Annotated in this window: 7 protein-coding genes; all 7 read left to right on the top strand. The window is 65.3% G+C overall.

Annotated elements, in window-relative coordinates:
• Window positions 1-2,237 precede the first annotated feature (2,237 nt).
• The 7 genes from EV650_RS15780 to EV650_RS15810 all read left to right on the top strand — a co-directional run bounded on the left by EV650_RS15780 (window position 2,238) and on the right by EV650_RS15810 (window position 13,306).
• Window positions 2,238-3,488 carry a PIN-like domain-containing protein gene (locus EV650_RS15780; RefSeq protein WP_134119496.1) on the top strand — a complete coding sequence of 417 codons (1,251 nt, stop codon included), beginning with the start codon at window positions 2,238-2,240 and terminating at the stop codon, window positions 3,486-3,488.
• Window positions 3,489-3,516: 28 nt separating this feature from the next.
• On the top strand, window positions 3,517-5,076 hold the full coding sequence (locus tag EV650_RS15785) for a DUF2397 domain-containing protein (protein WP_134119497.1): 1,560 nt from the start codon (window positions 3,517-3,519) through the stop codon (window positions 5,074-5,076).
• Window positions 5,073-6,200 (top strand): DUF2398 family protein, encoded by a 1,128-nt coding sequence (locus EV650_RS15790; RefSeq protein ID WP_134119498.1) that lies wholly within the window; start codon window positions 5,073-5,075, stop codon window positions 6,198-6,200. The genes EV650_RS15785 and EV650_RS15790 overlap by 4 nt, the downstream gene beginning before the upstream one ends.
• Window positions 6,193-10,335: a TIGR02680 family protein gene (locus EV650_RS15795; RefSeq protein WP_134119499.1), complete on the top strand. Its 4,143-nt coding sequence runs from the start codon at window positions 6,193-6,195 to the stop codon at window positions 10,333-10,335. The genes EV650_RS15790 and EV650_RS15795 overlap by 8 nt, the downstream gene beginning before the upstream one ends.
• The gene (locus tag EV650_RS15800; protein ID WP_134119500.1) at window positions 10,332-11,546 is read left to right on the top strand and encodes a DUF2399 domain-containing protein; all 1,215 of its coding nucleotides are present in this window, start codon (window positions 10,332-10,334) and stop codon (window positions 11,544-11,546) included. The genes EV650_RS15795 and EV650_RS15800 overlap by 4 nt, the downstream gene beginning before the upstream one ends.
• Before the next feature lie 246 nt (window positions 11,547-11,792).
• Window positions 11,793-12,407, top strand: a complete 615-nt coding sequence (locus tag EV650_RS15805) for a type IV toxin-antitoxin system AbiEi family antitoxin domain-containing protein (RefSeq protein ID WP_134119501.1) — start codon at window positions 11,793-11,795, stop codon at window positions 12,405-12,407.
• Entirely contained in the window at window positions 12,407-13,306 is a 900-nt protein-coding gene (locus EV650_RS15810; protein ID WP_134119502.1) for a nucleotidyl transferase AbiEii/AbiGii toxin family protein, read from the top strand. The genes EV650_RS15805 and EV650_RS15810 overlap by 1 nt, the downstream gene beginning before the upstream one ends.
• Window positions 13,307-13,511 lie beyond the last annotated feature (205 nt).

A 13,511-nucleotide genomic window follows, 5' to 3' on the forward strand; every position in this document is an offset into this window, starting at 1 on the left:
GAGAGACGCGCACCCAACAGGGAAGGGGACGACCAGCAGAAGACATCAGACCGAGACAGAACAGCTCCCGCAGAAGCCGCATGTCGAACGGGACGACCGGTATTTGGAACACGCCGAAGTCCGAGCCTCACAGCAAGGACTGAGGACCGCAAGCCACCTGTGTCCAATCACCGCGTATAAGGATCGGCGCCGTAGAGGGTGCCGCGGTCGACGGTTTGACGTTCGATGATGGAGAACCACACCTCGATAAGGTTCGTCCAGGATGCATGGCCCGTGTGAAGTTCGCGCTGACGCGGGGGTGTCCCAGCCAGGCCTTGATGTTCGGGTACTTGTGGGCAGCAGCGTAGTTGTCCATCTCCAGATGCAACTCACGGCCGGGTAGGCGCGTGCGACTGCTGAGGAACTCGTGGTGCCGGTTCCGCGCCTTGCATGCGCGGCGGTGACCTGGCCAGTGGCGATCTCCAGCGCGGCGAGCAGGGCCGTCGTGCTGTGCCGGGCACAGTCGTGAGAACGGCGCTCAGTCGGCGCCGGCTGCAGCGTCTGGATCCGTGCAGTCCGGTCCAGTGGCTGGATCTGCGACTTCTGGTCAACACACAGTGCGATCGCGTTTCTCCAGTGGCGTCAAGCACACCCGACCACATCGGTGAACCTTGGCCTGGGAGGGATGGGCGATCGCCGACCACACGCCCACCAGCCTCGTCGCGGACGCTCTGCGCGGCCAGCGTCGTCGGCGGCACCTGCGGGGCGTACTGTTCCACAGCGACCACGGAGTCCAGAACACCTCCAAGGGCTTCGCTGGCTCTGCAAGAACTTCGGCGTCGTCCAACCCATGGGCGCGGTCGGCACGAGCGCCGGCAACGCCCTGGCAGAGGCGTTCAGCGCCACCACCCTCAAACGCGAGATTCTCACCGGGTCGTAGCCGTCACCGCGCTGTGACGCTGCCGATGCGAGATCTTCCGCTGAACCCACTCGCTACAACGCCGGAAGACGCCACTCCCGCTGCGGATACCGGGCCCCGAACACCTTCGAGAACCACCTCGCGGCCACTCTCCCCCAGGCCGCTTTAATCAAACACGCACCGTGTACACGATCCGGGGCAGGACGCCGGTGTCTCTCGCCATGCGGGAAGCTCGTAGACACGTTGCTCGGTCGCCCCTCCGCAAGTGTCCTTCGTGTACGCCGAAGCAGCACGCACACCCACTCAACTACGAGGCACGATGCGAACCAGTTCACGCAGACCGCGATCCCACTAAGCGCGGTCGAGGTCGTGAGTCTCAGCGGTATCGAGACTGCTTATCTCAACCGAAACCGCGGCGCACGGTCGTCGGAGTCGGGCCGGATCGGAATTGTCACCGGCGTGGTGGTCGGGGCCATTTGCGTCGTACACAAGGGCCTCCGGTCGTGTGATATCCGAAACAGGGTGGGCCGCCTGCTGTTCAGCAGGCGGCCCGTGGAGGGGATGAGAAGAGCCCAGCAGGCCCCACAATTGCTAGCAACCCACGTACATCGGCGGACACCCTGTGTAGCTCGGCTCGAGTGCAGGATGCCCATCAGCGACTACGGCCGACGCCGTAACAACACCGGTAGACAGAATGAGCATCGCCGCGACGGCAACGAGCTGTAATAGCGCTTTCCGCACGAGAAATCCGTCCTTTCTCTCCAACTGCAAGGGTGCTATCGAGTGATCCGGGTCACCGAGTCATCGCCAGTACACGCCCCAGCGGAGAATCAGGCAACGAACTTCGAACTTTGCGGAACCAACAGCCGACACAGTTAAGGCTCTTGCCCGACTCGCGCCAAGTGGCGCCACCCATCAGTCACGCGCAATCCACCGTTGAATACGGTATCGATCGTCCGTCCGTCCGCCGACCAAATCTCCGCTCTCCCTAGAACCGACTCGACGACGCACGACGCACCGGATTGGCCAATCGAGGTCCGTCCAGGTTCACCGTCTGCTCTCCGAGGAGGGCGTCGACCAGCGGATCACCGAAAATTCTCGACCGCAAGCGGGGGCTGTTCGAGGAATTCGCCGCATCAGCGAAACCGCCGACAGCGCACCCGAGGCCCTGGAGCTGTCCGAGGCAGACCTCGCCCGCGACGTCATCGCAGCCGAACGCGAACGCGTTTTCGTACCCTCAACCCGTGCCCACCGACACACAGAGTGAGTGACCGGTGGTGAGCTGCGGCCGTGATCGGTAGTGTGCACGGCGGTAGTTCGTTGCAAGTGAGGGATGCGCGTGGGTAATGCCTTGAGGTTCGGATTCGGCGCGAACGTGCCGCAGACTGACAACGATGTCGACGAGGCGCTGACTATTGGCTTGCTGAGTCTCGATGCGAATGTGCTGCTGAACTTTTATCGGTACAGCCCGAAGGCGCGACAGGCGCTGGTGCAGGTGTTGAAGGCTGCCGGGGATCGGGCATGGGTCAGTCATCAGGCCGCTCGGGAGTTCTGGCGGAATCGATGCATCGCGATCGACAGCATGAACCAGGCGACAGACGAAGTCGGCAAGGCGATCGAGAAGACCCGCGCTGCGGCCGTCAATGCCATCGATGCCTGGGCCAAGCAAACCGCCGTTCCGGAGGACACCAAGCAGCAGGTCACCGCGACGCTGGAGGCGGGCTACTGGCAGGCCCGCGACTTGATCGACACCGAGGTGCAGGGCGCCGGCACCATCTCGTACGACGGAAGCCGCGACACCGTGCTCGACCTTCTCAGCGACCTCCTGCCGGCTCATGTCGGACCACCACTGACCGAGGACGAGCACAAATCCGCAATGGCCGAAGGGGAACGCCGAGCCCAGGCAAAGATCCCGCCCGGCTACAAAGATGCGGAGAAGATCTCCGGTGATGCGGCTGACGGCGCCAGCGGCGACTATCTGGTGTGGATCCAGTCGATCGCGGAGGCCAAACGGCGCGACCTCCCGCTGGTCATCGTGACAGGTGACGAGAAGGAAGACTGGTGGTGGAAGCACCGCAACCAGTTCATGGGCCCACGTCAGGAGTTGGTTCACGAGTTCGCGCGAGGCTCGGAGCGACGGCTGTTCATGCTGCGGCCGGTGCAGCTGATCGAGCATGCGGCGGCACTCGAGGTGGCTGTACCTCCGGAGGCCGCAGCCGACGTCGCGAGGGCGAGCACCACCGACGAGGAAGAAGGCTGGACCCGGTTAGCGACCTTCGAGCTGCTCAAGCGGCTTGATGCCGAAGGATCGCCACATGCCGAGATCATCCGGATGGCTGCCGCGCAGGGCGGCACAGTCAGTCGTGACCAGGTCTACGAGGTCGCGGGCTCGGGCGAGGATCGGAAGCTCCGCGGATTCACCCGGCCGACGACGAGGATCACCAGACTCCTCGAGGAGGAGGACCGACTGATGCCGGGGGCCGACGTGGCGCTGACCGCAAACTACGACGGCGGTGCTACGGCGGTGAGTTTCACGATTCCGCCAGAAATGGTGGAAATCCTGAAGGCCGATGCCGAACACAGGGCCTGAAAAGTGACACCAGGATTCACTTCTTCAGATGGACAGTTCGGGAGACAGCGCTGTGGATGAGGAACTCGTTGAAGGGTCGGATTCGTGGGCCTTGGCGGGACTGCCTGGACGCGTGCCGGTGACCTCGTACCTGGCGTCGCGGTACGCGGCCCAGTACCGCGTGATCGTCGACGTGCTCCTGGCCGAGCAGGACAACAGCCTCACCGGGTTGTCCTACGACGAAATCGCCGCCGCGGTGTCGATTCGGTTGGCCAAGGTTCTTTCGGTTCAGCTCGCCGAAGAACTGGCTGCCGACGACGCCTGGAAACTCGAGGACCGGCTGCGGCAGTTGGTGCAGTGGGAGGTTCTCACGTCATGGCAGGAGCCCGCGCGGAGCGGCGAAGACTTCCTGCGCCGGCGCGATCGATTTCAACTGACGCCCGCGGCAGCCCGCTTGCACAGCTTCCTGTCCGATCCACAGTTGCAGGACGAAGCAGCCGAAGGTGATCTGACCCTCGCGCCGCGGGCGATTCACGATCGTTTGGCAGCCTTCGCCGAGGCCGTGCGGAAGCAGCGCTTCGTCGATGCGGCCGGGGAGTTTCAGCAGGTCATCACCCTCCACCAGGCGATGGCAACCGCAGCCCGCGGCTGGCAACGTGGCCTTGCACATGCCCTGTCCGGCGGTCCCGATGAGGCGAAGCAGGACATGTTGTGGCGGACGCTTCAGGCCTACGTCTCGATGTGGGGTGAGCAGGTCGACGTCAACAGTCCCCGCATCGCGGAACTGGTGGAGGAGCTCACCCCGCTGTTGAGCGCTTCGACGTGGCGCGCATGTGTACGAGCGGCGCTCGCCGACGAGGTCCCCGAGTCGTTGGTCGAGAGTCAGGTCGAGCGCTGGACGCACACCTGGACAGCGCTGGTGGCGTGGTTTGCGTGGCCGGCCGGTCAGGCACGGCGTCTCCGTCGCCAACTGCGGGATCTCGTGGCGCCGTGGGCTCGCAACATGTACATCCTGATGGACAGTGCGGGTTCGGTGACCCGCCGTCCGGAGTTGCTGCACCTCGCCGCCGCACTCGAACAGGCGCCGTCGGACCAGGAAGCATGGCGGATCTGGCACACGGCCGCGGGCGTATTCTCCGCACGTCATCTGCAACTGCCTGCTGATTCGCCGGATGACTTGGCTCTGCCGTGGGCCGTGGCTCCGGCGGCGCCCGTGACCGCGCGGTACCGACGCCAGGGTGCGCGCGCCGCCGTCGGAAGACGGCCGATGACTCCCAACTACGCGGACGGCAAAGCCGCCGCAGCCCGGGCCCGGCGAGCCGCTCGCGCGGAGCGCAGCGAAGCGGCTGTCGCCCTGGGACAGCGGACCGGCACCCGAATCGCGTCGTGGGAGGCGTTGAGCCGAGCGGAGTTCGAGCTCCTCCTGGATCTAGTCGGCGCCGTCCGTCGCACCGGCCGCACCATCGACGGACGGCGTACGGCAGTCAGTCCTGACGGGCAGTGGGAGGTCAGCTTGACCGTCGAGCAGGATGCCGGATCGGCAGTGGTGAAAACCGGCGACGGCGGCTTCGTGACGCGGGACTGGACGTTCGAAATGCGGCATCTGTGACCAGCGACCTCCAGCAGGCGTTCATCGGACTGCTCGACCGCACGGTCGTCACACGCTACGCCTGCCCGCAGTTGTGGCCGCTGGTGTTCAAACACCGCTCCACGCTGGCCGACTGGTTCGTGAACCGGCTCGGCTACCGGCTGCTCCTGACTGAATCCGCAGCCCGGCTGTACCGGCTTCCCACCGATGCCAAGGTCTACGCGCCGCGGCCGACGGACATGCCAGCGCGGCGCGCGCTGATCCTGGCAGTACTCACCGCTGCCGCGGCCGAGGATGCGGAAGATGTGACGAGCACTCAGGAACTTTCCGACCGGGTCCGGGTTCTGACCGATCGCAAGCAGACGGTCGTCACGCCGTACAACCCCGATCGGTATACAGAACGGATGCTGTTCGTGCGGGGGGTCCAGGTGCTGGTGGAGCTGGGCGGGCTACGACCGCTCGGCGCACCAACGACCGATCAGAACGATGACTGGGCGCGGCAGCGCAACAAGGTCGGCGATGCATTCGACGTGCGGCGCGAGTTGCTGCTGCGGATGATCGACCCGGTCAGCTTGAACGCAGCGCTCGGTTCCGCGGGCGGCCAGGAGCTGGAGTCCCCCAGGTTCGGCGTTCTTCGCCGGCTGCTCGAACTCCCGGTCTGCTACTTCGCCGACCTATCGGACGACGAGCGCGCGTATCTGACGAGTCAGCGGCGGCGGCTCCTGTCCTGGTGCGAGGAGATGACCGGCTGGACCGCTGAGGAACGCACCGAGGGAATCGCGCTCGTGGTGACCGAGGACAAGCACACTGATCTGCCCTTTCCCAGACTGCGGGCCGCGGACTTCTGCACGTTGATGATCCTCGACGAGTTGCTGCGCGACATCGGCACCGGCAAACCGTTCGGCCGCGATCGGATCGAGCTGGCCGCTGACGACATTGCCGACCGGTATCCGACGGCGATGACCGCACAAACAACAGTGCAGGGCGCGATGGCCGCAGCTGCCCTGGAGACACTGGCGGCGCTCGATCTACTGCGACCGGCCGAGACGCCCGGCGAGTTTCATCTGACACCCGCGGCGGCACGCTATCGCGGTCCCGCTGTCCACGAGACAACTGATCGATCCGACGGAGGAACCGATGACTGATGCACGGGTCGATGGCGCAGCCTGGCTCGACGCCGCACGGACCGGTGGTCTACCGACCGCGCAGCTGACCCGCTGGCAGCCACTGCGCGTCGGAATCGTCAATCTCTGGGAGTACGACGAGGCCGAGTTCTGGTTCGCCGACGGACGCCTGGTGCTGCGCGGCGGGAACGGCGCGGGCAAGACCAAAGTTCTCGAGCTCACGACCTTGATGCTGATGCGCGGTGAGATCGGTGCATCGATCCTCGATCCGTTCGGTTCGCAACATCGCACCATGCGGTTCAACCTGCTGCCCACAGGTGAGGCCGACGATCCACGAGAGCTGGCGGATGCCGGACTTGGTTACGCCTGGGCGGAGTTCGGGCGCATCGGCGATCAGGGCGAAGCGGAGTACTTCACCTGCGGTCTCGGCGCCAGCGCTCGCCGTGGGACCGGAGCTGCGCCGGTGCAAACCTGGCAACTGATAACCCGACATCGGATCGGCAGCGCGCTGGAGCTGACCCACTCCAGACGTCCGCTCAACGAAACAGAGCTGAAGAAGCTTCCCGGGGTGCAGGTCTACAGGAGCGCGACACAGTATCGTGCGCACCTGGCGCATGAGTTGTTCGGCATGGAGATCGACGCGTACAACAACCTGACCGAATTGCTCAAGCAACTCCGGAAGCCGAAGTTGGGCGAACGCCTGAACCCGGCGAGCCTCGCCGACACCCTGCGGGACGCCCTGCCGCCGATCGCAGCCGAGGAGATCGATCATCTCGCCGACGGGTGGGATCGGCTCGAACAACTCCGCTCCAAGGTCGACACCACCAAGCAGGCTGCCCACGCGCTGGCTCACTACACAAGGCATTCATGGCGGCCATGGGCCTCGATCGTCGTCCGCTCGCGGGCCGACGAACTGTCACGAACCACCAGTCAGCTCGAGCGAACCACGGATCTCAAGAATCGTGCTGACGCCGAGCTCGCCGAAGCCACGCGACAAGTCGGTCAAGTGACGCGTGAGCTCGATAGGGTGCGCGTCGACAAGGACGACCGCGAGGTCGAATATCGCGAGCTGCTGAAATCGCAGGCGTACACCGATGCGGTAGCGGCGGCAGGTCGAGTCGAAACCCTTCGCAGTGCGTTGACCACCGTGGCCCAGCACCGCGGGAGTGTGAACGAGCGACACAGCAGAACGGTCCTGGCTGTGGAGCAGTCCCAGGCAGTCGTCACCGCGGCTGCGGCGGAGGCCGCAGCAGTGGCCGAGCGGGAATCGACGCAGGCTGAAACCGTGACGGACCTCGCCGCGCGGGTCGGCCTCGCCGCTGCGACCGAACGACACCTGCCGGACCAGGACATCGCCGGGCTGCGTGTCGCGATCGACAGGAGGTTCGAGCGATTCGAGCACCATGAGCAGTTGTATGCGGACCTCGAGAGAGCCGTTGCCGAAGCCGAGGCGTCGGAAGGACGCGTCGCTCGGTCCGCCGCACGTCGCGCCGAGGCGGTATCGGAGGTCGCGGAGCGGCTGGTGCACCTGGAGAGCGCCGTCGACGACCTGCGCGTGAACTTGCGGAACTGGGCCCACGACTTGACGGCTGCCCCGACGACGGACGAGCAGGTCGAACACTGGTGTGACCTGGTCGCCGAGTTGACCGCAATGGGTTCATCGACCTCATCGCCACGCGCTGCGGTCCGGCAGCATTTCGACGGACACCGAGAGAAGGCGCAGCGGCGGATCGCGGTGGTCGAAGCCCGCCGGGAGCCATTGCGGGCCGAGAAATCGCGACTCGAAGCAGACATCGATCGACTGCGATCAATCTCCGAGAACGCGCCGCCGGATCCGGTGACGTGGAGCCGTCGCAACCGTCCGGAACCGTCGGCCGGGCGTGGAGCGCCGTTCTGGAAGTGTGTGAACCCGCGGGCCTGGCTGACTCCGGCTGATCTCGACGTCCTGGAGGCTGCGCTGGCTGCCGCCGGGATCCTCGACGCCTGGATCACTCCGTCCGGCTCGCTGGTCGATGCTGATGGCAACGAACCCTTCGACGTCCAGCTCCGGGCGCGAGCAATGGCCGGCGCCGGCCTGAACGACGTACTGGAGCCAACTTCCACTGACGGTGTGCCGGTGGACGTGGTCGCGGCCGTACTGGCCGGGTTCGGCTGGTTCGCCGATCGAGCATCCGCTCCAGAAGACGGGACTTGGCTGAGCGGCGATGGCTGCTGGTCAGTCGGTTCCCTGACTGGGCGAGCCGCACCCGCGCAGAGCGCGTCGTACCTCGGAACCGCAGCGCGCGAGGCGGCCCGCCTGCGGGCCATCGACGCGGCCAACGCCCAACTGCACCGGGTCGACGAGGACTTGACACTCATCGCGGCCGAACTCATCCTCCTCGCGAGTCAGCTGGAGCTCCTCGAGACCGAATACACCGCATTGCCGTCCGAGCAGCCAGTCATCGAGGCTGCTCGCGCGTTCGCTGTCAGCACGGAGTTGTCGGGCCGTGCAGAGCGGGAGCACGCGACAGAGGTTGCCCGGCACGGCACGATACAGGCCGAGGCAGACGACAAGCGGGCAAGCCTCGCAGAACACGCCGCTCGTTTCGGGTTCCCCATGGAAGGGCTGCAAACTTACGCCCGGGCACTGAACCATTGCCGCCAAGCGGTGCTGGAGCTGTCTTCGCTTATCGAGTTGAGCAAGTCGCGGCAAGATGCGCTCCACGCCGCAGAGAGCACAGCGGAGGACCGCGGAATCGAGTTGGAGGAGGTCGTTCAGGAGCTGGAGAAACTGACGACGGAGCGGCGGCAGGTCCGTATCCAACTCGACATCGCCGAAGCGTCCCTGCAATCGGATCACCACGACATGTTGGACAGAGCAGACCGCCTGGCCGAGCGCCTCACTCAGCTCGGTACTTCGATGACGCGCTTGGGCGACGAGTTGACCGAGGCGCGAGTCACCGTCGCCTCCGCAAAGGCGGTACTGGCCCAGCATGAGGAGCGCCGCGACGCAGCCGAGACTGCCCGTAACGAAGCATTGACCGCCTGGTGGGCGGTGGCCGACGCGGACTTGCTCGAGCCATTAGGCCTTTCCGTGCCCGAGAGGCGGGTGGTCGAGACCGGCCGGGAGAGCGCACGGGCTGCACGGCGGGCATTGCGGGACGTAACCGAGTCCGCTGCGGAGGAACGAGCGTGGCGGAGGTGCCTGACTGGCCTTCAGGAACTCCGGCAGCAACTGTTGCCGACGCGTGACATGCGGATCGATGACGACGGACCTGTTCCGCTCGTGTTGGTGCTTACCGATGCAACGCTCGGGTGGCAGCCTCCCCAGCCGGCCAGTGACGCACTAGCCAACGCCGTGCAGGAGTTGGAGGAGCGCTACAACACCGAGCAACGCGATGTGCTGGCAACCCTGTTGGAGTCCAACTTCATCGAGTACCTGAAGGAGCGGCTCGATTACGCCGAGGGCACCTTCCTCGACATCAACAGGCAACTTGCGAAGCATCCGACGGGACAGGGGCACGTCGTTCGGCTGGAGCGAGTGCCCGACCCTGCCGATCCAGAGGCAGTGCTCGTGGTGAAGGCACTCAGCCACGGATACGCACAACTCGGCGCGGATCGTCAGGAACAGGTGCGCAACTTCCTGTCCCGAAAGATCGACGCGGCCCGCGCCGACGCAAGGGCCGAGGGCGCGAGCGACTGGAAAGAACAATTGGCGAGTGCGCTCGACTACCGTCGGTGGTTGCGCATCGAGTTGCAGTTCCGGGGCGGGGACGGAGGCACGTGGCGCCGTTTCGACAATGCGAGTCACGGCTCGAAATCCGGCGGCGAAAAGGTCGTCCTGCTGTCTCAGCCGCTGTTCGCAGCAGCAGTGGTCGCCTACAACGCGGCCGGCCGCGGAGCGCCACGATGGATCTGGCTCGACGAAGCGATGACCGGTGTCGATGCGTCCGTCAAGGAGTCGTTCATGGGCCTCACCGTTGAATTCGACCTCGACGTCATGTTGACCGCCCACGACGAATGGTGCACGTACCGTACGGTTCCAGCCGTCGCTATCTACGACCTAGCTCGCGACAAGCTTCTGCCGGGCGTGGATATCGATAGTTATCTCTGGCTGGGCAAGAACCTGACTCAAGTCGAGCGAGCCCTGCCGATCGCTGTTGCAGGCGTCGAATGAGCGTCGTGCCGGAAGGAATCCGGCAATGGTCCGGGCTCGACGGACCGGCAGCGGTTCTACGCGCAGTGCAGATCCGAGCGCGTCGTGGGCACGACACCGAGAACGGCCGCCTGAGCGCGGTGGTGCTCTCGTCGAGCCAGCGACAGGAGGTGGGAAGGCTCCTGGGCAACAGTTGGGCACTCTCCGGCCGACCGGTCCAGCTTCGTGACGTCGCCGCTCGACTGGCTGAACACGGGATGACGGTCCGCCGGCTCGTCGAGGCGTTGTACGGCGAAGTCGAGCTCGACGCCGACGTACGACGGATGGAAAGCGAGCGGGCTCGAGCTGAGGACAAGTCCGCCGAGGCCGAACTGATCTGGGCCGGAGTGCTGCCGCAGGTCGCTCGCGACTGGCTGGCCGACGAGCCAATCCTGCCGGCGGCCGGTGCCGGAGATCGCCTCGGGGTTGTCTGGGAGGTGAGCGCGATCTGGATTCAGTTGCCTGACGGAACGACACCGCCGGTTCGGCATGCGCAACTTGCCGGTGTCCTCCTTGGCGACGCCCATTCACTGGACGCAGACCAGCTGCTCGGGAAGCTCGTAGCGCGATTGGCGGCGATGACCCAGGGACTGGCGCGACCGACGCGGGCCGGCAGGATCTGGCGGCTGGCGTGGGCGTCGGTCGGCGTACTCTGCGACGAGGTCTCGTCTCGGGTGCTCGCGGTGAATCTCGCACTGGAAGGGAACGCACACGCCGTCCGCTTGTGCTCCGCCTCCGTTGGCGAACCGGTGTGGCTGTCCTTGCGCTCGCTACGCGGCGACTGGAACGCAGTAGGTGGACCAGCCTTTGTCTGCGAGAATCCGACTGTCGCCGAGGCGGCTGCGGACCGGCTCGGAGCTGGCTGTCCGCCGTTGATCTGCACCGACGGTGTGCCGACCACCGCGGCTCTCGACTTGGTCGCCGGGCTCGCTGCTGCCGACATACCCGTGAGCGTCCGGGCGGATTTCGACCATGCGGGCTTGGTGGTCGTCAAGCAACTCGTGTCCGTGGCGCCGGCCGCTGAAATGTGGCGCTTCGATGTCGCCACCTACCTCCGGCACACCACCCACGGCACCCAGCTCGGCCATTACCCAGACCTGCGGTCGGCGATCGACCACATAGGTCAGGCTGTCCATGAAGAGGCTCTACTGGACGACCTACTCGCCGACCTGTCATCAGCAGCTGTACCGTGAGACGGGGTCGCCCCTGAACCACAAGAAAGCTCGGGTCGACCATCCTCCCGGCTTCCATGGATGCCTCGACTAGCACTTCGCTCCGCCATGGACGTAGATCCGTCGTCACAAGCTGGAAAGCTGCATCGGCCGTCGCGGTGGCGCCAATCCTCGTGAGCCACATCAGCTGAGCGGTTCTTGACGAGGAGGTCCGGAGCGTACATCAAATCGCACCCCTTGATAGCTCTTGGGGGTATGATTTAGTACATGATGCCTTCGGAGCCGCCTCGCGCACGCCAACGGCTCGCGATACTGCCGCCGACTTTCACCACGGCGCAGGCGCGTCGGGTCGGTCTGCCGTCACGGGATCTGGCGATGCTGGTCAGCGGAGGGGCCGCGATTGAACTCTCGCGCGGCGTCTACCGGCGCTCCGACGCCCCCGAGACTGCACACCTCGATCTGCTGGCTGTACACGCACGAGCTTCCCACGCAGTCGTCTGCGGCGAGTCCGCGCTCGCGCTGCACGATCTGATCGACGACATACCGGCCGCCGTACACATCGCCGTACCGCGCGGCACCCGACGTCCGGCGATCTCCTACCCGCCAATCATCGTCGCGCAGTACGCGGCCAAGACCTTCGACCTCAACGTCGAGCAGTACGAGGCGGCGCCAGGGGAGTTCGTGCCGGTCTACGACGCCGCCCGAAGCGTGGTCGACGCCATGCGGCACCGTAGCCGCATCGGCCAGACACTGGCCCTGGCGGCGCTGGGTCGCTACCTACGAACCAGCGGGCCCGACGGGGTCAGAGATCTCCAACACGTCGCACGTGAACTGCACGCTCTGTCCGTCATCCGGCCAGCCGTCGAAGCGGTGCTCGCCTGATGGTCAATCCAGCCCGCGACACCACAGCCGGTCGCATCTACAACGACTTGCGGAACTCAGCACGCCGACAAACGCGCGCCACCGACGAGGTCATGGTCGAGTACGTCCTCGAAAGATTTCTCTACCGACTGGCAACATCTCCAGCCGGCCGCGAACACTTCGTCCTCAAAGGCGGCCTGCTCCTGGCCCAGTTCGGCGCCCGCCGCACGACCCGAGACATCGACATTCTCGGGCAAGCCTTCACCGGCGACGACACCGAGATCATCCGACGCATCCGGGCGATCGCCGCGACCGAAGTCGACGACGGCGTCACGTTCGACAGCACAAGCCTGAGAGCCGCGCCGATTCGAGATGACGGCCGCTACCACGGACTACGACTCGTCATGCCCGCCTCGATCGCCCGTGCACAACTCAAGCTTCAACTCGACGTCAGCATGGGCGATCCCATCACCCCCGAGCCTCAACTCATCGCATACGAACAACTGCTCGAGGCCGGGACCTTCACCATCCTCGGCTATCCACTCGCCACCGTCATCGCCGAGAAACTGTCCACCGCCATCGAACTCGGCGACCTCAACACCCGCGACCGTGACTACGGCGACCTCTACCGCCTGCTAACTGCCAACACCCTCCGCGCCGACGAAGTATCCGCCGCACTCGAAGCCACCGCAGCCCACCGACGGATCACCTTACGACCACTCAGCTCAAGCATCACCGACCTCCCCCAGCAACGACAGCCCTCCTACACCGCATGGCTACGACGCCAAGGCCCCGCCGCCATCGGCTATGCAACCAGCTTCGCGGACGCAGTCGCGGTGATCACAGCCTTCGCCGACCCACTCATCACCAGCGAGACTCGCGGCAGGCACTGGGATCCCGAGAACACCCGGTGGACCTGAACAACAGGTCACCCCACAGCCCGCCAGGACACCCTTCTTCGACAGGTCCGTCCGCGACGCACCTCTTTACGCACCTCAATCAGCGCGAGAGGATGGTGAGTAATGAGGACCGATGTGCACGAGATAACCCCAGAATCCCTTGTCAGTAAGAGCTTTCGGTAATCAGCGACAAATGGTGATCAACCTCGGCTGGAAATCAGCGGGT

Source organism: Kribbella kalugense (assembly GCF_004365875.1).
GTDB lineage: Bacteria > Actinomycetota > Actinomycetes > Propionibacteriales > Kribbellaceae > Kribbella > Kribbella kalugense.

Excerpts from the sequence above, each read along its gene's own strand:
- EV650_RS15810 (WP_134119502.1), top strand. The coding sequence starts at position 12,407 with ATGGTCAATCCAGCCCGCGACACCACAGCCGGTCGCATCTACAACGAC.
- EV650_RS15805 (WP_134119501.1), top strand. The coding sequence starts at position 11,793 with ATGATGCCTTCGGAGCCGCCTCGCGCACGCCAACGGCTCGCGATACTG.
- EV650_RS15785 (WP_134119497.1), top strand. The coding sequence starts at position 3,517 with ATGGACAGTTCGGGAGACAGCGCTGTGGATGAGGAACTCGTTGAAGGG.
- EV650_RS15800 (WP_134119500.1), top strand. The coding sequence starts at position 10,332 with ATGAGCGTCGTGCCGGAAGGAATCCGGCAATGGTCCGGGCTCGACGGA.
- EV650_RS15795 (WP_134119499.1), top strand. The coding sequence starts at position 6,193 with ATGACTGATGCACGGGTCGATGGCGCAGCCTGGCTCGACGCCGCACGG.